This is a genomic window from Streptomyces sp. HUAS ZL42, from assembly GCF_040782645.1.
Classification (GTDB): domain Bacteria; phylum Actinomycetota; class Actinomycetes; order Streptomycetales; family Streptomycetaceae; genus Streptomyces.
On the sequence record NZ_CP160403.1, the window covers coordinates 7,884,455 to 7,907,211 of the forward strand.

General features: G+C 71.2%; 20 protein-coding genes. 14 read left to right on the top strand and 6 right to left on the bottom strand.

Going from position 1 to position 22,757, the window contains the following annotated elements; all coding sequences use genetic code 11:
* The first annotated feature begins 10 nt into the window (after positions 1-10).
* The 7 genes from ABZO29_RS35915 (at position 11) to ABZO29_RS35945 (ending at position 6,939) form a co-directional block, all read left to right on the top strand.
* On the top strand, positions 11-1,075 hold the full coding sequence (locus ABZO29_RS35915; RefSeq protein WP_367324367.1) for a helix-turn-helix transcriptional regulator: 1,065 nt from the start codon (positions 11-13) through the stop codon (positions 1,073-1,075).
* Positions 1,072-1,365, top strand: a complete 294-nt coding sequence (locus tag ABZO29_RS35920; RefSeq protein WP_367324368.1) for a hypothetical protein — start codon at positions 1,072-1,074, stop codon at positions 1,363-1,365. The genes ABZO29_RS35915 and ABZO29_RS35920 overlap by 4 nt, the downstream gene beginning before the upstream one ends.
* Before the next feature lie 20 nt (positions 1,366-1,385).
* The gene (locus tag ABZO29_RS35925; RefSeq protein ID WP_367324369.1) at positions 1,386-1,580 is read left to right on the top strand and encodes a hypothetical protein; all 195 of its coding nucleotides are present in this window, start codon (positions 1,386-1,388) and stop codon (positions 1,578-1,580) included.
* Positions 1,581-1,838: 258 nt separating this feature from the next.
* Positions 1,839-2,126, top strand: coding sequence for a Sec-independent protein translocase subunit TatA (gene tatA, locus ABZO29_RS35930; protein ID WP_367324370.1), 288 nt, complete (start codon positions 1,839-1,841; stop codon positions 2,124-2,126).
* 47 nt (positions 2,127-2,173) lie between these two features.
* A complete protein-coding gene (gene tatC, locus ABZO29_RS35935; RefSeq protein WP_367324371.1) occupies positions 2,174-3,121 on the top strand; it encodes a twin-arginine translocase subunit TatC in 948 nt (315 codons plus the stop codon).
* A 31-nt stretch (positions 3,122-3,152) separates the two neighbouring features.
* Complete coding sequence (locus ABZO29_RS35940; protein ID WP_367324372.1) at positions 3,153-4,043, top strand: diacylglycerol kinase; 891 nt, start codon at positions 3,153-3,155, stop codon at positions 4,041-4,043.
* 37 nt (positions 4,044-4,080) lie between these two features.
* Positions 4,081-6,939 (top strand): DEAD/DEAH box helicase, encoded by a 2,859-nt coding sequence (locus tag ABZO29_RS35945; protein WP_367324373.1) that lies wholly within the window; start codon positions 4,081-4,083, stop codon positions 6,937-6,939.
* A gap of 55 nt (positions 6,940-6,994) precedes the next feature.
* Here ABZO29_RS35945 and atzF read toward each other — a convergent pair whose 3' ends face one another.
* From atzF to ABZO29_RS35965, 4 genes are read right to left on the bottom strand one after another with little or no spacing between them, the layout of a single operon-like run.
* Positions 6,995-8,665, bottom strand: coding sequence for an allophanate hydrolase (atzF, locus tag ABZO29_RS35950; protein WP_367324374.1), 1,671 nt, complete (start codon positions 8,663-8,665; stop codon positions 6,995-6,997).
* 19 nt (positions 8,666-8,684) lie between these two features.
* Positions 8,685-12,200 (bottom strand): 5-oxoprolinase/urea amidolyase family protein, encoded by a 3,516-nt coding sequence (locus ABZO29_RS35955; RefSeq protein ID WP_367324375.1) that lies wholly within the window; start codon positions 12,198-12,200, stop codon positions 8,685-8,687.
* Entirely contained in the window at positions 12,197-12,793 is a 597-nt protein-coding gene (locus ABZO29_RS35960) for an urea amidolyase associated protein UAAP2 (RefSeq protein ID WP_367324376.1), read from the bottom strand. The genes ABZO29_RS35955 and ABZO29_RS35960 overlap by 4 nt, the downstream gene beginning before the upstream one ends.
* Positions 12,790-13,614 carry an urea amidolyase associated protein UAAP1 gene (locus ABZO29_RS35965; RefSeq protein WP_367324377.1) on the bottom strand — a complete coding sequence of 275 codons (825 nt, stop codon included), beginning with the start codon at positions 13,612-13,614 and terminating at the stop codon, positions 12,790-12,792. The genes ABZO29_RS35960 and ABZO29_RS35965 overlap by 4 nt, the downstream gene beginning before the upstream one ends.
* Positions 13,615-13,760: 146 nt before the next feature.
* Between ABZO29_RS35965 and ABZO29_RS35970 the strand changes: the two genes are divergently transcribed.
* The 6 genes from ABZO29_RS35970 to ABZO29_RS35995 all read left to right on the top strand — a co-directional run bounded on the left by ABZO29_RS35970 (position 13,761) and on the right by ABZO29_RS35995 (position 19,287).
* Complete coding sequence (locus tag ABZO29_RS35970; protein WP_367324378.1) at positions 13,761-14,387, top strand: TetR/AcrR family transcriptional regulator; 627 nt, start codon at positions 13,761-13,763, stop codon at positions 14,385-14,387.
* Between the two features lie 309 nt (positions 14,388-14,696).
* Positions 14,697-16,319, top strand: a complete 1,623-nt coding sequence (locus ABZO29_RS35975) for a sensor histidine kinase (RefSeq protein ID WP_367324379.1) — start codon at positions 14,697-14,699, stop codon at positions 16,317-16,319.
* Positions 16,316-16,723, top strand: coding sequence for a roadblock/LC7 domain-containing protein (locus tag ABZO29_RS35980; RefSeq protein ID WP_367324380.1), 408 nt, complete (start codon positions 16,316-16,318; stop codon positions 16,721-16,723). The genes ABZO29_RS35975 and ABZO29_RS35980 overlap by 4 nt, the downstream gene beginning before the upstream one ends.
* Positions 16,720-17,127 (top strand): DUF742 domain-containing protein, encoded by a 408-nt coding sequence (locus tag ABZO29_RS35985; RefSeq protein ID WP_367324381.1) that lies wholly within the window; start codon positions 16,720-16,722, stop codon positions 17,125-17,127. Before ABZO29_RS35980 ends, ABZO29_RS35985 begins: the two co-directional genes overlap by 4 nt.
* Positions 17,108-17,728, top strand: coding sequence for an ATP/GTP-binding protein (locus ABZO29_RS35990; protein WP_367324382.1), 621 nt, complete (start codon positions 17,108-17,110; stop codon positions 17,726-17,728). The genes ABZO29_RS35985 and ABZO29_RS35990 overlap by 20 nt, the downstream gene beginning before the upstream one ends.
* Positions 17,729-17,784: 56 nt before the next feature.
* Positions 17,785-19,287, top strand: a complete 1,503-nt coding sequence (locus tag ABZO29_RS35995; protein WP_367324383.1) for a cytochrome P450 — start codon at positions 17,785-17,787, stop codon at positions 19,285-19,287.
* Here ABZO29_RS35995 and ABZO29_RS36000 read toward each other — a convergent pair.
* On the bottom strand, positions 19,266-20,216 hold the full coding sequence (locus ABZO29_RS36000) for an RluA family pseudouridine synthase (RefSeq protein ID WP_367324384.1): 951 nt from the start codon (positions 20,214-20,216) through the stop codon (positions 19,266-19,268). The two genes, ABZO29_RS35995 and ABZO29_RS36000, sit on opposite strands and share 22 nt — an antisense overlap.
* A 69-nt stretch (positions 20,217-20,285) precedes the next feature.
* Positions 20,286-21,833: an amino acid permease gene (locus ABZO29_RS36005; protein WP_367324385.1), complete on the bottom strand. Its 1,548-nt coding sequence runs from the start codon at positions 21,831-21,833 to the stop codon at positions 20,286-20,288.
* Between the two features lie 208 nt (positions 21,834-22,041).
* Here ABZO29_RS36005 and ABZO29_RS36010 point away from each other — a divergent pair, with 208 nt between their 5' ends.
* Positions 22,042-22,662, top strand: a complete 621-nt coding sequence (locus tag ABZO29_RS36010; protein ID WP_367324386.1) for a PadR family transcriptional regulator — start codon at positions 22,042-22,044, stop codon at positions 22,660-22,662.
* Positions 22,663-22,757: the final 95 nt, after the last annotated feature.

The window sequence follows — 22,757 nt, forward strand, 5'->3', positions numbered from 1 at the left end:
GGACAACACAGTGGCAGGCAAACCGGTCAGGCCCGTCAACGCCATCGACCAGACCCGGCGGATGCTGTCCCTGGTGACGTATCTGCGGGAGCGTCCCGGGGCGCGCATCGAGGACGTCGCGCGTGCCTTCGGAATCACCGAGGACGAGCTGGTCTCGGACCTCGACGTGCTGCCGATGTGCGGCACCAGCTTCCGCGGCGGCGACCTGCTCGACATCGACACCGACGGCGAGCGCATCTGGTGGCACAACCCCGCCGCCCTCGGCGCCGAGGCGGCCGAGCCGCTGCGGCTCGCCGCCGACGAGGCGACCGCGCTGCTGGTGGCCGCCCGCGCGGTGGCGACCCTGCCGGGTCTGCGCGAGAGCGACCGGCAGGCGCTGCTGCGCGCCACCGCCAAGGTGGAGACCGCGGCCGGCGAAGCCGCCGGGGCCAGCTCCCGGCTGTCCGTGACCTTCGAGTCGGAGGGCGGCGTCTTCGCCGACGTCGACCGGGCCATCTCGGAGCGGCGCCGCCTGTGGATCCGCTACTACTCGCCCGCCCGCGACGAGGTCACCGCGCGCGAGATCGACCCGATCCGCCTGGTCAGCGTCGGCCACACCTATGTGGAGGCCTGGTGCCGCCGCTCCGAGGCGCGCCGCACCTTCCGTCTCGACCGGGTCGCCGAGATCAGGATCCTCGACGAGCCGTCCGCGCCGCCCGAGATCGAGCTGCGGGACCTCTCCGAGGCGCTGGTGCAGCCCGCCGCCGAGGACCCGGAGGTCGTCGTGGAGGTCGGCCCGGGAGGCCGCTGGGTGGCCGAGTACTACCCGCACGACAGTGCGGATGAGCTGACGGACGGCGGGCTGCGTATTACGTTGCGCACCCCAGACCCCGCGTCGCTGCGGCGGCTGGCGTTGCGGCTCGGCCGAGACGGCCGGATCGTGTCGCCGCAGGACCTCGCCGACAGTGCCCGGCAGGCCGCCCGTGAGGCGCTGCTGGCGTACGACGGGATCGAGGCGCAGGAGCCGCATGCCCGGCGCGGCGGTTCCGACGTGCGGTACGACGGGCACTTCGACAGGCAGGAGCAGGGGCTTTGAGCGAGTCGGCGTCGTCCGGAGTGCAGGGGATCTCGGTCGCCTCGGCGTTCGCGGGGATGAGAAGCGTGTCCCCCGTGGTGTTCAAGGCGGGCTGCCCGGACTGCCGGGGCAGCTTCGAACTCGGCGCGAGCGCCCTTCGCCTGGCCATCGGCGCCACGAGCCGCACCACCTTCTACTCCTTCACCTGCCCCGACTGCGGCGTCACGGTCCGCAAACCGGCCGGGGAGCGAATCGTCGAGCTCCTCACCGGGGGCGGGGTCAGGACCCTTCGGCTGCACCCCACCGTGTAGGACGGTCTAGGCTCGGCGTCATGTTCTGGCCGATGTTCGCGATTGCTGTGGGTTCCCTGGGCCTCGCCGTTCTCGGCGTGCTCGCCGTGCGGGTCTTCGTGGAGGCACGGCGGCTCGGGCGGCAGGTCACGGAGTCCGCCCGGCGTATCAACAGGGCGGCCGAGGACCTGGAGAAGGCGGCTGTGAGCACGGCCCGCGCTGTGGACTCACTGTGAGTGCCGCTGTGCAACGCGTGTGAGTCCTGCGCCGGCGGCGTTTTGGGTCACTTCGCCCTGTCACCTCACCCTGCCGGGCGGGTACGCTCGGGTGCGCGGCCGGAGAACGAGGCCCGGGCCGCGGACGGGAGTACGCACGGGGATTGCCTCACGTTTACCCCAGGGCGTTACGATCGCTGCCAACACGACTGCTCGGACATATGTCCGACCGGTCGGACAGCACCCCACCCAGCCGCCTCGGTGAGAAGGTAAAGACTTATGTTCGGAAGGCTCGGAGCTCCCGAGATCATTCTCATCCTCGTCGTCATCATCCTGCTGTTCGGCGCGAAGAAGCTTCCGGACATGGCCCGCTCGCTCGGCAAGTCCGCGCGCATCCTGAAGAGCGAGGCCAAGGCGATGAAGGAAGAGGGCGGCAGCACGGCCACCCCGGCCGGCCCGCCGAACAACGGCGAGCAGCCCCCGGCTCAGCGCACCATCCAGGCGGCCCCCGGCGATGTGACCAGCTCCCGCCCGGTCACCGAGCCGACGGACACCACCAAGCGCTGACGCAGGGCCGGTGACCTCCGGCCCGCTGCACGAGATGGGAACGTGGGTTGCTGAAGTCTGCCCGCAAAGAGGAGAAGGATCCCGAGGGGCGGATGCCCCTCGCGGAGCACCTCCGTGAGCTCCGCAACCGGCTCGCGAAGGCGATGCTGGCGATCGTCGCCGTCACCGTCGTCGCCGCCTTCTTCTACAACGACATCATCAACTTCTTCACCAAGCCGATCCTCGACTCGGTCGGCTGTGAACAGACCTTCGAGCAGCTGGCGAAGTCGAAGTCCGACGACCCCTGCGCGCAGATCACGATCAACGGTCTGCTCGCGCCCTTCACGCTGGCCCTGAAGGTCTCCCTGATGGCCGGTGTGGTGCTGGCGTCGCCGGTGTGGCTCTACCAGCTGTGGGCGTTCGTCGCGCCGGGTCTGCACCGGCACGAGCGCAAGTACGCCTACGCGTTCGTCGGCACGGGCGTCCCGCTCTTCTTCGGTGGTGCCTTCTTCGCCTACAAGGTGCTGCCCACCACGGCGAAGGTGCTGCTCGAATTCACACCGTCGGGCACCTCCAACCTCCTGCCGCTGGACGATCTGCTCGACCTGGTCACGCGCATGGTGGTCGTGTTCGGCCTCTCGTTCGAGCTGCCGCTGCTGCTGGTCATGCTGAACCTCACCGGGGTGCTGAGCGGCAAGCGGATGCTCGGCTGGTGGCGGGCGATGATCATGGGCATCACCGTGTTCGCCGCGATCGCCACACCCAGCACCGACCCGCTGACCATGCTGGCGCTCGCCGGACCGATCTGGATCCTCTACTTCGGTGCGGTCGCCTTCTCGCTGGCCAACGACAAGCGCAGGCGCCGCCGCGAGGCCGAGGGTCCCGGCGACGACGAGGCCTCCGACCTCGACCTCACGCCCGAGGACATCGGCGAGGTCGAGACCGTGACCGCAAGCCGGGCGCTGCCCGAGCAGGCGAGCACGGAGCGGGTCAACGGTTATGACGACGTGACCTGAAGATCGGGAAGCGGATCGTAGGGTCACTTCCGTGACCGGCGAGATCACCCTTTTCGTCAACCCCACCGCGGGCCGCGGCCGGGGCGCCTTGGCGGCGCAGCCGGCCGCTTCCGCGTTGCGGGCGGCCGGATTCGCCGTACGCACCGTCCTCGGGGAGAACGCCGAGGACGCGCTCGCCCGCGCGCGGGCCGCCGTCGCCGCGGGTACCGGCGCGCTGATCGCCGTCGGCGGCGACGGCATGGTCAACCTCGCCCTCCAGGCCGTCGCCGGCACCCGCACCCCGCTCGGCCTGGTCGCCGCAGGCACCGGCAACGACTTCGCCCGCGCCCTCGGCCTGCCCGGACGGGACCCGGCCGCCGCGGGGCGGCTGATCGCAGAGGCGCTCAAGGACGCGCGGATCAGCGACATCGACCTCGGGCAGGTGGACGGCCGCTGGTTCGGCACGGTCCTCGCCTCGGGCTTCGACTCCCGCGTCAACGACCGCGGCAATCGCATGCGATGGCCCACGGGCCGCGTCAAGTACGACCTGGCGATGATCGCCGAGCTGGCCGCGTTCAAACCGTTCCCCTACCGGATCCGGCTGGACGACGGCGAGACCCAGGAGATCGAGGCGACCCTCGTGGCCGTCGGCAACGGAGCGTCGTACGGCGGGGGCATGCGGATCTGCCCGGGCGCCGACCTCACCGACGGACTCTTCGACGTCACCGTGGTCGGGGACTGCAGCCGTACGACGCTGTTGCGGGTGTTCCCGGGCGTCTACCGGGGTACGCATGTCGAGCACCCCAAGGTGACCGTCCACCGGGCCGCGAAGGTGGAGATCGCCGCCGAGGGCATCCGCGGGTACGCCGACGGGGAGCCGCTCGGGCCGCTGCCGCTGACCGCGCGCTGCATACCCGCAGCCGTCCGCGTCGTGGGCCCGTGAGCTGCACGTATCCCAGGTTTGAGACCGGATCCGGATAATGATCGTCCTGTTGTCAGTGCGGCCCGGTACGCTCGAAAGCACGATGACAGAGGACCTCTCACCGGCCGAGCGGTACGCGGCAGCCCGCAGGCGTACCACCGAGCAGGCCACCGCGCTCGCGTCCTTCCGCGAGATGTACGACTTCGGCCTCGACCCCTTCCAGATCGAGGCCTGCCAGGCGCTCGAGGCGGGGAAGGGCGTGCTGGTGGCCGCGCCCACCGGCTCCGGCAAGACGATCGTGGGCGAGTTCGCCGTCCACCTCGCCCTGCAACAGGGCAAGAAGTGCTTCTACACGACCCCCATCAAGGCACTGTCGAACCAGAAGTACGCCGACCTGTGCCGCCGTTACGGCAGCGGCAAGGTCGGCCTGCTCACCGGCGACAACAGCGTCAACTCCGACGCCCCGGTGGTCGTGATGACCACCGAGGTGCTGCGGAACATGCTGTACGCCGGTTCACAGACCCTCATCGGTCTCGGCCACGTCGTGATGGACGAGGTGCACTACCTCTCCGACCGCTTCCGCGGCGCCGTCTGGGAGGAAGTGATCATCCACCTCCCCGAGTCGGTCACCCTCGTCTCGCTGTCGGCGACCGTGTCGAACGCCGAGGAGTTCGGCGACTGGCTCGACACCGTCCGCGGCGACACCGAGGTGATCGTCTCCGAACACCGGCCCGTGCCGCTGTTCCAGCACGTCCTCGCCGGGCGGCGGATGTACGACCTGTTCGAGGAGGGCGAGGGCCACAAGAAGGCCGTCAACCCCGACCTGACGCGCCTGGCGCGGATGGAGGCCAGCCGGCCCTCCTACCAGGACCGCAGACGCGGTCGCGCCATGCGCGAGGCCGACCGCGAGCGCGAGCGCAGATCGCGCTCCCGCGTGTGGACGCCGGGCCGCCCCGAAGTCATCGAACGGCTCGACGCCGAGGGCCTGCTGCCCGCCATCACGTTCATCTTCAGCCGCGCCGCCTGCGAGGCGGCCGTCGAACAGTGCCTGTACGCGGGCCTCAGACTCAACGACGAGGAGGCGCGGGAACAGGTGCGCGCCCTCGTCGAGGAACGCACCGCCTCCATCCCGGCCGAGGACCTGCACGTCCTGGGCTACTACGAGTGGCTGGAAGGCCTGGAACGCGGCATCGCCGCCCACCACGCGGGCATGCTGCCGACGTTCAAGGAGGTCGTCGAGGAACTGTTCGTGCGGGGCCTGGTGAAGGCGGTCTTCGCGACCGAGACCCTGGCGCTGGGCATCAACATGCCCGCCCGCTCGGTGGTCCTGGAGAAACTCGTCAAGTGGAACGGCGAGCAGCACGCCGACATCACCCCCGGCGAGTACACCCAGTTGACCGGTCGTGCGGGACGGCGCGGCATCGACGTCGAGGGCCACGCCGTCGTGCTGTGGCAGCGCGGCATGAACCCCGACCACCTCGCGGGACTGGCCGGCACGCGCACATACCCGCTGCGCTCCAGCTTCAAGCCGTCGTACAACATGGCCGTCAACCTGGTCGAGCAGTTCGGCAGGCACCGCTCGCGCGAGCTCCTCGAGACGTCCTTCGCCCAGTTCCAGGCCGACAAGTCGGTCGTCGGGATCTCGCGTCAGGTGCAGCGCAACGAAGAAGGGCTCGCGGGCTACAAGGAGTCCATGACCTGCCACCTCGGCGACTTCGAGGAGTACGCGCGGCTGCGCCGCGAACTCAAGGACCGCGAGACCGACCTGGCCCGGCAGGGCGCGGCCCAGCGGCGCGCCGAGGCCGCCGTGGCGCTGGAGAAGCTCAAGCCGGGCGATGTCATCCACGTCCCGACCGGCAAGTACGCGGGCCTGGCACTGGTGTTGGACCCGGGCCTGCCGGCCGGGCGGTCGAACGGCCACCGCGGTTTCGAGTACCACGACGGCCCGCGCCCGCTGGTCCTGACCGCCGAACGGCAGGTCAAGCGGCTGGCGTCCATGGACTTCCCGGTGCCCGTCGAGCCCCTGGAGCGGATGCGCATCCCCAAGTCCTTCAACCCGCGCTCCCCGCAGTCCCGCCGCGACCTCGCCTCCGCCCTGCGCTCCAAGGCCGGGCACATCCCGCCGGAGCGGGCCCGCAAGAAGCGGTCCCAGGCCGCCGACGACCGCGAGATCGCCCGGCTGCGCACAGCGATCCGCGCCCACCCGTGCCACGGGTGCAACGACCGTGAGGACCACGCCCGTTGGGCCGAGCGCTACCACCGGCTGCTGCGCGACACCAGGCAGCTGGAACACCGCATCGAGGGACGCACCAACACCATCGCGCGCACCTTCGACCGGATCGTGGCCCTGCTGACCGAGCTTGACTACCTGCGCGGCAACGAGGTCACCGAACACGGCAAGCGGCTCGCCCGGCTCTACGGCGAACTCGACCTGCTGGCCAGCGAATGCCTGCGCGCGGGCGTCTGGGAGGGCCTGGCCCCGGCGGAACTCGCCGCGTGCGTCTCGGCGTTGGTCTACGAGGCCCGGGTCGGCGACGACGCGATGGCGCCCAAGCTGCCCTCGGGCAAGGCGAAGGCGGCACTCGGTGAGATGGTGCGGATCTGGGGGCGCCTGGACGCCCTGGAGGAGGAGTTCCGGATCACCCAGACCGAGGGCGTCGGGCAGCGCGAGCCCGACCTCGGCTTCGCCTGGGCCGCGTACATGTGGGCCAGCGGGAAGGGGCTCGACGAGGTGCTGCGCGAGGCGGAGATGCCGGCGGGGGACTTTGTGCGGTGGTGCAAGCAGGTGATCGATGTGCTGGGGCAGATCTCGGCGGCGGCGCCTGCTTCTGCGGAGGGTTCTACGGTGGCCAAGGCTGCGCGTAAGGCGGTTGATGAGTTGCTGCGGGGGGTTGTGGCCTACTCGTCGGTGGGGTGAATGTCGTCTGGCGGGTGCGGGTTGCGTGTGGCTTGTCGCGCAGTTCCCCGCGCCCCTAAGGATGTTGTCCTGCCCCGCGTTTCAAGTACTTGCGCCAGCTGCCGTACGGCGTGATGTCCTTCGCTTCCCCCAGAGCGCTCGGCTCGCACAGGAAGCCGGGGACCCTGCTGCCGTCCGCCAGTTCCACGCTGCCCAGTGTCATCGGGCGGGGGAGCGTGGACAGGAGGCGGCCCAGGCCCTCTGCCGGGAGGCGCCACACCTCTGCCTCGATCGCGGCGCCTCCCTCGCCGACGTGGACCAGGCCCGGCTTGGGCGGGTCGGTTCGCAGTGCGTGCAGGTGGTAGGCGGCGGCCGTTGTGGTCGTACGTTCCAGCCTGGCCCCCAGTGTCAGGAGCTGTGGGTTCAGTGGCTGACCGGACAGATGTGCCCCCACCACCGCCAGCCGCGTCTCCGGCTGCAGCAGCCCCGCGATCCTCGTCAGCCGTTCGTCCGTGAAGGCCGGGCCGATCAGCATCACGCCGAAGGGGAGGCCGTTCACCCCGCCTGCCGGGACGGCGATCGCGGACAGGTCGAACAGGTTCGTCGAGTTGGTGAAGCGGCCCAGCCGGGCGTTGGCGCCCAGCGGGTCGGCGGCGACCTCGGCGAGGGTGGGGTGGCCGGGCGCGGTCGGCAGCAGCAGGGCGTCCGCGTCGGCGAGTTCTGTGAGGGCCCGGGTGCGCAGGGCCGCCAGGCGGTCCTGGTCCGCGAAGAGCCGGTGGGCCGGGATGTCGCGGGCGCGGGTGATGATGCCCGCGACCGTGGGGTCGAGTCCCTCGCCGCCCTCCGCGATCAACTTGTCGACAAAGCTCCCCACGGCGGTGTACCGCTCGGCCACGAACGCCCCCTCGTAGAGCATCGCGGCGGCTTCGGTGAACGGGGTGAGGTCGAGCTCGCGCACCGCCGCGCCCGCCGCGACCAGCTGCCGTACCGCGGCCTCGTACGCCTCCGCCCAGCCCTCGTCCAGTCCGCCCAGCTGCTCACGCGCCGGGACCGCGACGCGCCACGGGCCCGGTGCGCGCTGGGGGAGAGGCGGCAGGGCGCGGTCCGGCGGCGACGCCATGAAGGTGAGGGCCTGCTCGGCCTCCGGGAGGGTGCGGGCGAACACCGTCACGCAGTCGATGGACGCGCAGGCCGGGACGACTCCCGCCGTCGGGACCAGGCCCCGGGTGGGCTTGAGGCCGACGATGCCGTTGAAGGCGGCCGGGACCCGGCCCGAACCCGCGGTGTCCGTGCCGAGTGCGAAATCGACGAGGCCCAGTGCCACCGCGACGGCCGAGCCCGAGCTGGAGCCGCCGCTGATCCTCGCCGGGTCGTACGCGCCCCGTACCGCGCCGTAGGGGGAGCGGGTGCCCACCAGGCCCGTCGCGAACTGGTCCAGGTTCGTCGAGCCGAGGACGATCGCACCGGCCGCCCGCAGCCGGGCCACCACCGGCGCGTCGGCCTGGGGCCGGTACGCGTACGCCGGACACCCCGCGGTGGTCGGCAGACCGGCCACGTCGATGTTGCCCTTGGCCGCGAACAGCCGGCCCGCCAGAGGGAGCCGCTCCCCGGCGGCGACTCGGTCGTCGACCGAACGGGCCTCCGCCTCGACCTCGGGTCGCGGGCGCAGGTCGATCCAGATCTCGGGACGGTCGACGGCCTCGATACGGGCGTACGCGGCACGGACGCGGGACACAGCGGGGGACATCGTTCGCTCCTCGGGGGTTTCAGTTCGCCGCCGGGGCCAGGACGAGCAGTGCCGTCCCCGCCTCCACCTGGTCGCCGGGCCGGGCCAGGATCTCCGCCACCACGCCGTCGGCGGGCGCGTGCACCCTGGACTCCATCTTCATCGCCTCCAGGGCCAGCAGCGGCTGCCCGGCCGCCACCTCGTCGCCCGGGGAGACGTTCACCTGCCAGACGGACGCCGCGAACTCGGCCTCGACCAGCCGGCCGCCCGGCGGGACCGTCACCGAGGGCGGGGGAGCGGCCGGCGCCGCGGCCGCCTCCGCACGCGCGAACTCGCCCGCCGCCTCCCACGCGTCCCGCTCCGCCGCGAAGGCGGCCTGCTGCCCGGACCTGAACTCCGTTATGGAATCGGCGTGTTCGGCGAGGAAGGCCTCGTACGCGGCGAGCGAGAAGGTGCCCTCCTCGATGCGCGGCACGAAACGCCCGGACGTGATGTCGGCCCGCAGTTCCAGCAACTCGTCCGCGTCCACCGGATGCCACCGGATCCGGTCGAAGAACCGCAGCAGCCACGGCGACCCCGGTTCGAACGCGCCACGCTGCTGCCATCCCGACCACACCTGGGTCGTACGGCCCACGAACTGGTAGCCGCCCGGCCCCTCCATGCCGTAGACGCAGAGATAGGCCCCGCCGATACCGACCGAGTTCTCGGCCGTCCAGGTGCGTGCCGGGTTGTACTTGGTCGTCACCAGGCGGTGGCGCGGGTCCAGGGGGGTGGCCACCGGGGCGCCGAGGTAGACGTCGCCCAGGCCCAGGACCAGGTACTCCGCGTCGAAGACCGTGCGGTACACGTCCTGCACGGACTCCAGGCCGTTGACGCGGCGGATGAACTCGATGTTCCACGGACACCAGGGGGCGTCGTCGCGGACGCCCGCCATGTAGCGGGCGATCGCCTCGCGGGTCGCGGGGTCGTCCCAGGAGAGGGGGAGGTGGACGGTCCGGGAGGGGACCACCAGCTGGTCCGTGGGCGGCAGCGAAGCCGTCAACTCCCTTATCAAGGCCAGAAGTTCGTTCTGGGGCAGGCGGTTCGGGTCAGTCTGGACCTGGAGGGAGCGGATGCCTGGGGTGAGGTCGGTGACCCCGTCCAGATGTGCCTCGGTCACCGCCTCCATCAGCGCGTGCACACGCATCCGCAGCGCGAGGTCCAGCTGCATCGGGCCGAACTCGACGAGCAGGTTGTCGTCACCGCCGCGGCGGTACGTCACGTCGCCGTCCCGGGCCAGCACGCCCCCGTCCACGATCGCGGGCCGTGGCTCACCTGTCACGTCGACCGGCACGAAGCGCACCGAGTCGCCCGGGCGCAGCTGGCCCAGCTTCCAGCGCTCGGTGCTCAGCACCGTCGCCGGGCACACGAACCCGCCGAGGGAGGGGCCGTCCGGGCCGAGGAGCACGGGCATGTCGCCCGTGTAGTCGACGGCGCCGACGGAGTACGGGGTGTCGTGGATGTTGGACGGGTGCAGACCCGCCTCACCGCCGTCGGTGCGCGCCCAGCGCGGCTTCGGCCCGAGCAGCCGTACGCCGGTGCGCGCCGAGTTGAAGTGGACCTTCCAGTCGGCGGCGTAGAAGTCGCGGATGTCGTCCTCGGTGAAGAACTCCGGGGCGGCGTGCGGCCCTTCGACGGCGCCCACGCGCCATGTGGGACCGAAGGCCGGGCGGTCCGGCACGGGCACGGTGGTACCGGAGGCGGTCACCGTGCCGCCGTGCAGGACGTCACCCGTGCGCAGCGCACGCCCGCCGTGCCCGCCGAACCCGCCCGGCGTGAAGGTGCTCGTGCTGCCCAGGAACGCCGGCACGTCGAGACCGCCGGCCATCAGCACGTACGTCCGCAGGCCGTGTTCGGAGGGGGTGCCGACCTCCAGCAGGGACCCGGCGGGGACGGTCACCGGCTCCCACTGCGGGACCGTCGTGCCGTCGACGGTGACCTCGGCCGGGGCGCCCGTCACACACACGGTCGTGGCGTGGGTGAACCGCAGCGACGGGCCCTGGAGCGTGCACTCCAGGCCGGGTGCCCCCTCGCGGTTGCCGAGCGCCCGGTTGCCCAGCCGGAACGACAGGTCGTCCATCGGACCGCACGGCGGCACCCCGACCTGCCAGTAGCCGGTACGGCCGGGCCAGTCCTGCACGGTGGTGAGCGTCCCACCGGAGACCACCTCGATGCGGGGTGTCGGGTCGTGCACCTCGGCCAGGGTCGCCGTCGAGTGGGTCGCCGCCGCGAAACGAGAGTCCGCCAGTGCCGCCCGCACCAGGCCCAGGTTCGTCTCGATGCCGTCCACGCGGGTGCGGGCCAGCGCCTCGTCCAGGCGCCGCAGCGCATGGGCACGGTCACGGCCGTACGCGATCACCTTCGCGAGCATCGGGTCGTACGACGTCGTCACCTCGGTGCCCGTCTCCACCCAGCCGTCGACGCGTACCCCGCCCGGGAACTCCACCCGCGTCAACAGGCCCGCGCTCGGCCTGTGTTCGCGCGAGGGGTCCTCGGCGTAGAGACGGGCCTCGACGGCGTGACCGCGTGGGGTGCCCGGGTCGCGCACGACGTCCCGGTCGCCGCGGGCCAGACGCAGCATCCAGGCGACCAGGTCGACGCCGTAGATCTCCTCGGTGACCGGATGCTCCACCTGGAGGCGGGTGTTGACCTCGAGGAAGTACGCCTCCTCGCGGGCGGCGTCGTACACGAACTCGACGGTTCCGGCGGAGCGGTAGGCCACCGAGGCGCACAAGTGGCGTGCGGACGTGGTGAGTTGTTGCCGCACATGGACGGGGAGCCCCGGGGCGGGGGCCTCCTCCAGGACCTTCTGGTTGCGGCGCTGGAGGGAGCAGTCGCGGTCGCCGAAGGAGACGACCCCGCCCTCGCCGTCGCCGAAGACCTGCACCTCGACGTGGCGGGCGTGCTCGACGAGGCGTTCCAGGAACACGCCGGCGGATGAGAAGGACGCGGCGGCGACGCGCTGCACGCGCTCCCATGCCTCGGTCAGTTCATCGATGGAACGACATGCCGACATGCCGATACCGCCGCCACCACCAGTGGCCTTGAGCATGACGGGAAAGCCGATGGCCGTCGCCGCCTCGAGCGCCTGGTCGAGCGAGGCCAGCAGGCCTGTCCCCGGCGCCAGCGGAACCCCCGCCGCCTCGGCCGCCGCCCGCGCCGTGTGCTTGGCGCCGAACAGCTCCAGCTGCCCGGGTGTCGGGCCCACGAACACGATCCCGGCGTCCTCGCAGCGCCGTGCGAAGGCAGCGTCCTCGGACAGGAAGCCGTAGCCGGGGTGGATGGCGCCCGCGCCCGTGTCCTTGGCCGCCTTCAGGACGAGGTCCGCGTCGAGGTACGACTCCTTCGCGGGCGCCGGGCCGAGCCGCACCGCCTCGTCGGCGAGCCGGACGTGCGGTGCGCCGCGGTCGGGGTCGGAGTACACGGCGACCGTGCGCAGGCCGAGTTCGCGGGCCGTGCGGATGACGCGGACGGCTATCTCGCCGCGGTTGGCGACGAGGAGCGTGTCGAAGGTCATCCGGCGGCCCCGATCGTCATCTCCACCGCCGTGGGCTCGAAGCCGTTGCAGGGGTTGTTGATCTGGGGGCAGTTGGAGACGAGGACGAGGACGTCGCGCTCGGCGCGCAGGGTCAGGGAGAGACCCGGCGCCGAGAGGCCGTCGACGATGCCGAGGGTGCCGTCCTTCTCGACGGGCACGTTCATGTACCAGTTGATGTTGGAGACGAGGTCGCGCTTGCCGAGGCCGTACTTGGCGCCCTCGGCGAGGAAGTTGTCCACGCAGGCGTGCTGCGACCAGGTGTGATGGCCGTACCGGAGCGTGTTGGACTCCTTGGAGCAGGCGCCGCCGACCGTGTCGTGCCGGCCCACCTGGTCCGCGACGACGGTCATCAGCGGGGTGTGCTCGTTGGACATCAGCACGCTGCCCGTGGTGAGGAAGATGCCGCCCTGCGCGTGGATCGTGTCGGGCGCGCTGTAGCGGACGGACGTGTCGTGGGCGTCGTAGACGAGGAAGTCGACGGCCTGGTTGCCGTGCAGGTCGGTGATGGTGAGCGTCCGGCCGGTGCCGATCACGGACGACCAGGCCGCGCGGGCCGGAACCACGGTCTTCACACGAGCCCCCTCGAGGCAAGGAATTCGGCGGTGTTGAGGAAGGCGCGGCGGCCTTCGGGCGTGGCGTCCCACAACGGATCGCCCGGCTGGGTCGGGGTGGCGCGCCAGGCGAGCACCTCGAGCGGCGTGCTGACGTACTCGGGCCGGGGATCGGCCGGATGCGGCACGTTGGCGATCAGTACGGTCAGGTCCTGCTCGGCGCGCAGGGTCACACTGCCTGCGGGGCCGGCCGAACCCGTGAAGTCGAGGGTGCCGTCGTCACGTACCTCCACGCCCTGGAAGAAGGACAGCGACGGCGGCAGGTCACGCGCCTCGAGGCCGTTCTTCGCGGCCGCCAGCTTGAACAGCTCGCGGCCCGCGGGGGACGGGGACTGCGGGGTGCCGTCGCCGTAGCGCCCGGTGTTGCGTACGAGGGTGGAGGTGCCGCACAGGGCGTCGTGCCGTCCGGAGGTGTCGGCGACCACAGAGGCGAGGACACGTCCCTGGTCGGACAGGAGCAGCACGCCCTCGCCGAGGTAGGCGTTCCACTGGACCTTGACGGTGTCGGCGACGTTCAGCCGCTCCCAGGGGCGGTCGGCCGCGTACAGGAGCAGGTGCGCGCAGGCGTCGCCGCGCAGATCGGTCAGGCGCAGCTCCGTACCGCGCGCCAGGACGCGGTGCGTGTAGTTGCCGCCCGCCACCGTCTCGGCCCACACCAGATGGCCCGCCTCGCAGGGCGGAGCGGGCCAGTTGCCGGCCGGGACGACGGGCATGGCCTCGGCGCGGGTGCCCTCCTGGGCGCGCGCATGGGCACGGGCTCCGTAAGTGGTCGCTGTCGCCATCGCGGGACCTCCGGCTGCGGTGTCATTTCTGTCGCCCGACAGAAATTAGGTGGGACTCAGGTCGCGGGCATTGCCGAGGTGTTGCCCGAGGGTTACCGAGCCCTCACGGAGATCGCCGGGCCGGGCTGTGTGCGAGGATCGAACACATGGGGACGGGCAACGGGCGTCGGGTCGGCCGGCCGCGAGCCGCGCGGCGGCCCGACAGCGGACTGCAGCCGCGTGACGAACTGCTCGCGGCCGCCGCGGAGTTGTTCACCACCCGCGGGTACGCGGCCACCACCACCCGGGCCGTCGCGGAGCGCGCGGGCATGCGGCAGGCGTCCATGTACCACTACGTCTCCGGCAAGGAGGAGCTGCTCGCCGAGCTCCTGGAGTCCACGGTCACGCCCTCGCTGACCTGTGCCCGCGAGCTGCTCGCGGACGACGCGACGCCCGCCGGGCGGCGGCTGTGGCAGCTGTGCCGGACCGATGTGGAGCTGCTGTGCGGCGGGCCGCACAACCTGGGCGGGCTGTATCTGCTGCCCGAGGTGCGCACCGAGCGGTTCGCCGGATTCCATGCCGTACGCGCCGAACTCAAGGACGCCTACCGGCAGTTGCTCGCCGCGACGCCCGCGGGTGGGGCCCTCGCCAAGAGCGAGCTGGATCTGCGGACGGACCTGGTGTTCGGTCTGATCGAGGGCGTCATCCTCGTGCACCGGTCGGAACCCGACCGCCCCGTCTCGGAGTTCGCCAGGGCCACCGCCGACGCGGCCCTGCGCATCGCAGGGGTCTGAGAGGCGAACCGCGCCTCCTTCACCCGTCACGGTGAGTTATTTTCGCACGCCCGTACGTCATTACTGATTGTGTTCGAATGAAGCCTCAGCGTGTAAATGGGCCGAGCGTACTCCTGCCCTGAGGGCGTTTTCAGGTGCTTGCTGAATATGACATGGCGATGATCCGGTCGGACTAAGCTCGCCCGCGGCGCACCGAGTTGAGGCGGATTCGTGCGCTTGTTCCCAAATATTCCGAAGATCCCATCCGTTATGTGACGTACCCGTCTGCAAGTCCCCCGAACCCCAGCCGATTCCTTTCAGAGGGCCCACATGGTGAGTGTTCAATCCCCACCCGGACGCCGTGAACTCCCCTACACACGCGCACTGTTGCTGCCCGCGATACTGATGGCCGCGGCGACCGGGGCCGCCGTCGCCCTCGTGACGGAACCCGCCCGGCTCGCCGTCGGCGTGTGCGGAGGCGCCGCCACCCTCCTGGTGATCACGGCGGGAGCCGAGGCGATCCGCCGCGGCCGGCAGCTGCGGATCATGCGTGCGGACCATGCCCGTCACACCGCGTATCTGGAACGGCGGCTCGCGGAGCGCGACCAGGAGAGCATGCGCCTCGCCATGGACTTCCTCCCCGCTGCCCTGCAGCGAATGCGCGGCGGAGACTCCCCCGGGCAGGTGATGCGCCTCCTCAGCCTGGAAGACCCCGAATTCCGCGACCTCCCGGACGGGCATCACGAGGTGATCAAGACCGTCCTCAAGATCGTCGACCGCGAGGAGGCCCTGCGCGACTCGGCCCAGCGCTCCTTCGTCAGCGTCGCCCGCCGCGTCCAGGCGATCGTCCACCAGCAGGCCAAGGAACTCCGGGAGATGGAGGAGGACCACGGCCGCAACCCCGAGGTCTTCGACGACCTCCTGCGCATCGACCACGGCACCGCCCTGATCGGCCGCCTCGCCGACACCGTCGCCGTGCTGGGCGGCGGGCGCCCCGGCCGCAGCTGGCCCGAGCCGGTGCCGCTGTACAGCGTGCTGCGCGGCGCCATGTCCCGGATCCTGGAGTACGGCCGCATCTCGCTGGACTCCATCGCCAAGGTCAACATCCGCGGCATCTCCGTCGAGCCGGTCATCCACGCGGCCGCCGAACTCCTCGACAACGCCTGCCGCTACTCGCCCCCGAAGTCCAAGGTGCACGTCACCGCGACCGAGGTGCAGACCGGCATCGCCATCGAGATCGAGGACGCCGGCGTCAGCCTCAACGAGGAGGCCCGCGCCAAGGCCGAGGGCATGCTGGAGGCGGCCAAGGCCGGCGTCGACCTGCAGGAACTCGGCGACACCCCGCGCCTGGGCCTGGCGGTGGTCGGCCGCCTGTGCTCGGCGTACAACATGCAGATCTCGCTGCGCACCTCCGCCTACGGCGGTGTCCGCGCCGTCCTGGTCATCCCCAGCGTCATGGTCACCTCCGATCCGGCGCCCGGATTCGCCCACGGCATCGGCGCCACCGCTCTGCCCACGGTCGGGCCCGACGCGGTCGAAGGCCCCAAGCGGCCGCCCAAGAAGCGCCGCCCCACCAGCCCGCGCATCCCCGCCACAGTGTCCCTGGAGGACGACATCCCCGAGGTCACCGAGTGGACCGACAAGGGGCTCCCACAGCGCCGCAGCCGGATGAAGATCCCGCTCAGCCAGCGGTACGCCGAGGCGGCCGCCGCCGAACGTGCGGCGGCCGAGGGCAAGCCGGACCCCTTCGCGCAGGCCCACCCCGAACCCGAGCCCGAGCCCAAGAAGGACGACCGTGAACCGGGGCTGTGGGTCGACGCCTTCTGGGAGGGGCTCAAGAAGGACAACCCGGGCCCGGACCCGACCGACTTCACGCGGAATCCGACCGCATATCTGCACCTGATCAACGATCCGGCCCGAACCGAGGCCGACGACGAGGGGGACCTCAAGTGATCCAGCAGCGAGCCAACTTCGACTGGATGCTCAAGGAGCTCTACGACGGCGTACCGGGCGTCGAGATGATCGTGGTGCTCTCGGCGGACGGTCTGCGCATCGCCCGCTACGCAGGTGACCCCGACGCAGCCGACCGCGTCGCCGCGGCCTGCGCGGGCCTGCAGAGCCTCGCGGGTGCCGTCGCCCAGGAGATCCCGACCACCGACGGCGACATGAAACTGGTCGTCATCGAGATGAACGGCGGCTACTTCTATCTCATGGCCGCCGGTGCCAACGCCTACCTCGCGGTGCTCGCCGACGTCACCTGCGAACCCAGCCGGATGAGCGCCAGCATGCGCGACCTCGTCGTCCGGATCGGCGCGCATCTGACCAGTCCGCCCCGGCGGAACGGGCAGACCGTATGACTCCTCCGCAACGCCGACGGCGCCAACCCGAGGAACAACCGCCCCCGCCGCCCCCCACCGGCAAGGAGAAGGAGGAGGACGGAAAGCAACCCGAGCGGCTGTACGTCATCACGGGCCCGGACGGCGAGCGCGCTCCCCTCGACCTGGTCGCGCTGATCGTGGCGCAGGCCGACCCGCCCTCGTCCGCCCCCCCTGAGCAGTCGGCGGTCCTCCGGCTGTGCACCGCCCCGCTGTCGGTGGCCGAGCTGTCGGCCTACCTCACTCTGCCGTTCAGCGCGATGACCGTGCTGCTCACGGAGATGCTGGCGGCCGACCTGGTGCAGGTGCGCGCCCCGATCGTCCGCCGGCAGAACCTCGACCGTTCCCTTCTCGAAGCGGTGATGCATGGACTTCAAAGGCTCTGACACGATCCCCGGCCCACGGACCGAGGACCAGCTGCCGCACACGACGCAGACGGCGGCGAAGATCGTGATCGTGGGCGGCTTCGGTGTCGGCAAGACGACCATGGTCGGCTCGGTCAGCGAGATCAGACCGCTGACCACCGAGGAGACCATGACCCAGGCCGGCGTCGGGGTCGACGACAACTACGGCTCCGAGTCCAAGACCGCCACGACCGTGGCGATGGACTTCGGCCGCATCCGCATCACGGAAGAGCTCGTGCTGTACCTCTTCGGCACACCCGGCCAGCAACGCTTCTGGTTCCTGTGGAACGGGCTCTTCGAAGGCGCACTGGGCGCGGTCGTCCTGGTCGACACCCGCCGCCTCGAGGTCAGCTTCGACGTCATGGGCCGCCTCGAGGAACGCGGCGTCCCCTTCGTGGTCGCCGTCAACACCTTCCCCGGCGGGCCCCGTTACCCCATCGAGGACCTGCGCTCGGCACTCGACCTGGCACCCGACATCCCGATCATGGAGTGCGACGCCCGGCGCCGTGCCTCCAGCCGGGACGTGCTGATGACGCTGATGCGGTTCCTGCACTCCATGACGACGTCCGGCAGCCTCACCTGAACCCCACCCCCCATACGCCCCAACCCCCAGAACCAGCACAGCTTCGGAGCGACCCTGTGACGCCTGAACCCCACTCCGCGACCGACACGGACGACCTCACCACCGAACCGCCACCCGGCTGTCCCGCGCACGGCCGCGGCCCCGAGGGGCTGCGCCGGCTCTACGGCCCCGACGCGGCGGACCTGGGCGACCTCTACGAGCAACTCCGGGAGGAGCACGGACCCGTGGCGCCCGTCCTGATCCACGAGGACGTGCCGATGTGGGTCGTCCTCGGGCACGCCGAGAACACGCACATGCTGCGCACGCCCGCACAGTTCAGTCGGGACTCACGCATCTGGACCCAGCTGCTCGACGGCACGGTCAAGCCCGACCACCCGCTGATGCCGCACATCGCCTGGCAGCCGATCTGCTCCCACGTCGAGGGCGACGAGCACCTGCGCCTGCGCGGCGCGGTCACCGGAGCCATGTCGACCATCGACTACCGCGGTCTGCGGCGCCACATCAACCGCTACACCCAGGTCCTGGTCAACCGGTTCTGCGAAACGGGCCGGGCCGATTTCGTCGGCCAGTTCGCCGAGCACCTGCCCATGGCGGTGATGTGCGAAGTCCTCGGCATGGCCGACGAGTACAACGACCGGATCGTGCAGGCCGCCCGCGACATGCTGAAGGGCACCGAGACCGCGATCGCCAGCAACGCCTACATCATGGACGCCCTGATGCGGCTCACCGCCCGGCGCCGCGACCGGCCGGAGGACGACTTCACCAGCCACCTCATCAACCATCCCGCGCAGCTCACCGACGAGGAGGTCGGCCAGCACCTGCGGGTCGTGCTGATCGCCGCGTACGAGTCCACGGCCAACCTCATCGCCAACGTGCTGCGCGTGGTCCTCACCGACCCGCGCTTCCGCGCCCAGCTCAACGGCGGGCAGATGACGGTACCCGAGGCGGTGGAGCAGTCCCTGTGGGACGAGCCGCCGATCAGCGCCGTCCTCGGCTACTTCGCCAAACAGGACACGGAGCTGGGCGGACAGCGCATCCGCCAGGGCGACGGACTGCTCTTCGGGGCCGCGCCGGGCAACGTCGACCCGCGGATGCGTCCCGATCCGACGGCCCACATGCAGGGCAACCGCTCCCACCTCGCCTTCGGCGGCGGCCCGCACGAATGCCCCGGCCAGGACATCGGCCGTGCCATCGCCGACACCGGTGTCGACGCACTGCTGACACGGCTGCCCGACGTCCAACTCGACTGCGACGAGGACGAGTTGGAGTGGCGCGCATCGATCGCCTCACGCCACCTGGTGGCACTGCCGGTGCGGTTCTCGCCGAGCGAGCAGGAGGACGTGTCGCAGGCACCGTCCTACGCCCCGGTCCCGCAGCATCGGCCCGCCTGGCCCGTGAGCGACAAGCCCGAGCCGCAGCCCGCGGCCGAGGTTCCCGCCGACCCCGGGCCGGCAGCCCCGCCGCAGGAACCCGCGCAGGCACCGGAACCGGCCCGCGCGCCGAGGGGGTGGCGGCGCTTCCTGCGCTGGTGGCGCGGTCACCGACCGGACCACTCCTGATACGAGGACCAGGCGCCGAGCGGCCTCGTGCTCCGGAACCGGTGTGCCACCCCCGTGACCGGATCGGTGAACTCCAGCGTCCGCGCCAGCAGTTGCAGCGGGCGGCGGAAGTCACCGGCCGGCACGGGGCCGGCCACCACGGGGTAGAGCGGATCGCCGAGGATCGGCACGCCCAGCGCGTTCATGTGCACCCGCAGCTGATGGGTCTGCCCGGTGCCCGGCACCAGCCGGTACCGGGCGAGCCCGTCCGCGCGGTGCTCGACCAGCTCGACCCGGCTGACCGCGTTGGGCTCGCCCTCGACCTCACGGGCGGTCAGCTCCCCGCGCTCCTTCACGATCCGGCTGCGCACGGTCCTCGGCAGGGCGAGCGAGGGATCGTACGGGGCGACGGCCTCGTACTCCTTGCGCACCCGCCGGTCGCGGAACAACGTCTGGTACGCGCCGCGCTCCCGCGGCCGCACCGTGAACAGAACAAGCCCCGCGGTGAGCCGGTCGAGCCGGTGCGCGGCACCGAGCTCAGGGACGCCCAGCTCGCGCCGGAGCCGCGCGAGCGCCGTCTCCGTGATGTGGCTGCCGCGCGGGGTGGTGGCCAGGAAGTGCGGCTTGTCGACGACGACGATGTGCGCGTCGCGGTACACGACCTCCAGCGGGAACGGCACCCGCGCCTCGGCGGGCAGCTCCCGGTGGAACCACACGAACATTCCCGGCACGTACGGCGCGTCCGGCGCCACCGCCCGCCCGTCCGCCCCGACGACCAGCCCCGCGTCGAACATTCCCTCGACGACCCCGGCGCCCGCCCCCGACAGCCGCTCCACCAGATGCTCCCGCACGGTGGCCCACGCCCCCTGCCCCGGCAGCCGCACCCGCACCGGGTCCACCCCGTCGCGCTGCGGCAGGGGGGAGGGCGGGGGAGGGGTACGGCGACGCATCGGGCTCAAGCCTACGGTGCGGGTGCCTGCGGCCGGCGCCGACCGGTCGCAGGCGGTGTGGTGGACGACCTACACGGCCGCCGCCTCCGGCACGGTCGCCGCAACCGCCGTACGCCTCCGGTACGCCCGGTAGGCCACGCCCGCCACCACCGTCGCGGTCAGGAACAGCACGGTGAACCACTGGAAGTACCAGTGCCCGCCCGCCGGGTCGTACACCGCGGCCCGCGGCCAGGACAGGTTGACGGTCATGAGCAGGCCGTAGAGGAGGGCGAGGGCGTTGACGGGGACGCCCCAGCGGCCGAGGGAGAAGAGGGGAGCGCCCGTCTCGTCCGTGCCCTCGGCGGTGAACCGCCCGCGCAGACGGCGCAGCAGCAGCGGGCCCGTGACCATCGCGTACGCGAGGTAGAGCATCACGATGCAGGTCGTGCCGATCGCCAGGAACGCCTCCGGGGAGGCGAAGTTCAGAAGGAGCAGGGCCGCCGCGAGGACGCCCACCACGAGGGCCGGGGCGTTCGGCATGCCCGTGCGCGGGTTGACCCTGGCGAGGCGGCGGGCCAAGGGGAGTTCGCCGTCGCGAGCCATGGAGAACAGCATCCGGCAGGCCGCCGTCTGGATGGCGAGGGTCGCCACCGCGATCGCCACCACCACGTCGGCCAGGAGCGCCTTGCCGACCCCGTCGCCCAGGCTGCTGGTGAGGACGTAGCTCAGTCCGTCGACCGCCAGATGGCCGTCGGCCAGGCTGGGCGCCGCGAGCAGGCCGCCCAGGACGATCAGACCGCCGAGCAGGCCCGCCGCGCCCAGCGCGGTGAGGATCGTGCGGGGCGCGGTGCGCCGCGGGTGGTGTGTCTCCTCGCTCATCTCGCCCGCGCTGTCGAAGCCGATCATCACGTACGCCGCCGTGAACGAGCCCACCGCCAGCGCGCCGAACAGGCCGCTCTGGGCCGCCCCTTCGGTGTGGAAGGTGATCGAGGGGGAGCGTTCGGAGTGGGTCAGCAGGAGGACGGCGATCAGGGCCGCGCCGATGATCTCCGCGGTCACGCCGACCCGGTTGATCACGGACATCACGCGGTTGTCGAGGACGTTCACGAGCGTCGTCAGCGCCAGAAGGATCACACCCAGCAGTGCCGCGTTGGCCGCGCCGTCCGCCGACGTCGGCGCCGGGTCGGTGCCGATCAGCTGGAAGCCCGACCAGATCGCCGGGAGCACCATCTGCAGCGCCAGCGCCGCCGCCGCGACCACCACGATCTGGCCGATCACCATGATCCAGCCGGCGAACCAGCCGAAGGTGACGTTCGACAGGCGCGACGACCACTGGTAGATCGCGCCCGAGATCGGATAGCGCGCGGCCAGCTCCGCGAAACAGGCGGCGACCAGGAGCTGTCCGACCAGCACCGCCGGCCAGGCCCAGAAGAAGACGGGGCCGCCGAAGGCGTACCCGAAGGCGAAGAACTGGAAGACGGTCGTCAGGACGGAGATGAAGGAGAACCCGGCCGCGAACGAGGCGTACCGGCCCAGGCTGCGGTGCAGTTCCTGGCGGTAGCCGAACTCGGCGAGGGAGCGGTCGTCGGGGGAGTGCGGCGGGTCGGGACGTACGTCGGCGGGGGAGGTTGTCGTCACGGCGGCACCTGCCTTGAGCGCGAATTCCTGTCGGGCGACAGAAATTAGGGACGGGCTGTTTCGGGTGCGTCACGCCGTCGTGTCCAGGGCGGGCCCAAGTCCTCACGCCCTTGCGGATCGGATCCAAACGCGATACATCGTGTGTATTGCGCTCGAGGAATGGTCGCGATATGTTCGGTTACGGATATTCGGAGACGGGGTGATCGTCATGGCGGTGAGACGCCGCAAGCTGAGCAATCCGCTCGCGCTCGCCGTGCTGACGACGCTCTGGCAGAGGCCGATGCATCCGTACGAGATCGCCCAGACGCTGCGCGCCCAGGGCAAGGACGCCAGCCTGAAGATCAACTACGGTTCGCTGTACACCGTCGTGCAGAACCTCCAGAAGCACGGCTTCGTCGAGGTCACCGACGTGGAGCGGGAGGGCAATCGCCCCGAGCGCACGGTGTACGGGGTCACCGAGGCCGGTCGCGAGGAGATGTCCGAGTGGCTGTCGGACCTCATCGCCGTCCCGGCGAAGGAGTACCCGATCTTCGAGACCGCCCTCTCACTGATGGGCGCGCTGCCTCCCGACGAGGTGGTGCGGCTGCTGGAGGAGCGGCTCACGACGCTGGAGGTGCAGGTGGCGAGCGCGCGGGGAGCGCTGAACAAGCTCCACGAAACGCTGCCGCGGATCTTCCTCGTCGAGACCGAGTACGAGCTGCACATGGTCGAGGCGCAGACGGAGTGGGTCCGCGGTTTCCTGGAGGAGATCAGGACGGGCTCGCTGCCGGGCGTCGAGGGGTGGCGGCACTTCCACGAGACGGGGGAGCTGCCACCGGAGTTCGTCTGACGAAAACGACCCCGGCAGGACTGTTGCAGCAGCCCCGCCAGGGTCTCGAACCCCGAACGGAATCCGCCGTGGAGGCGGTTCCGGGCGATCGAGGT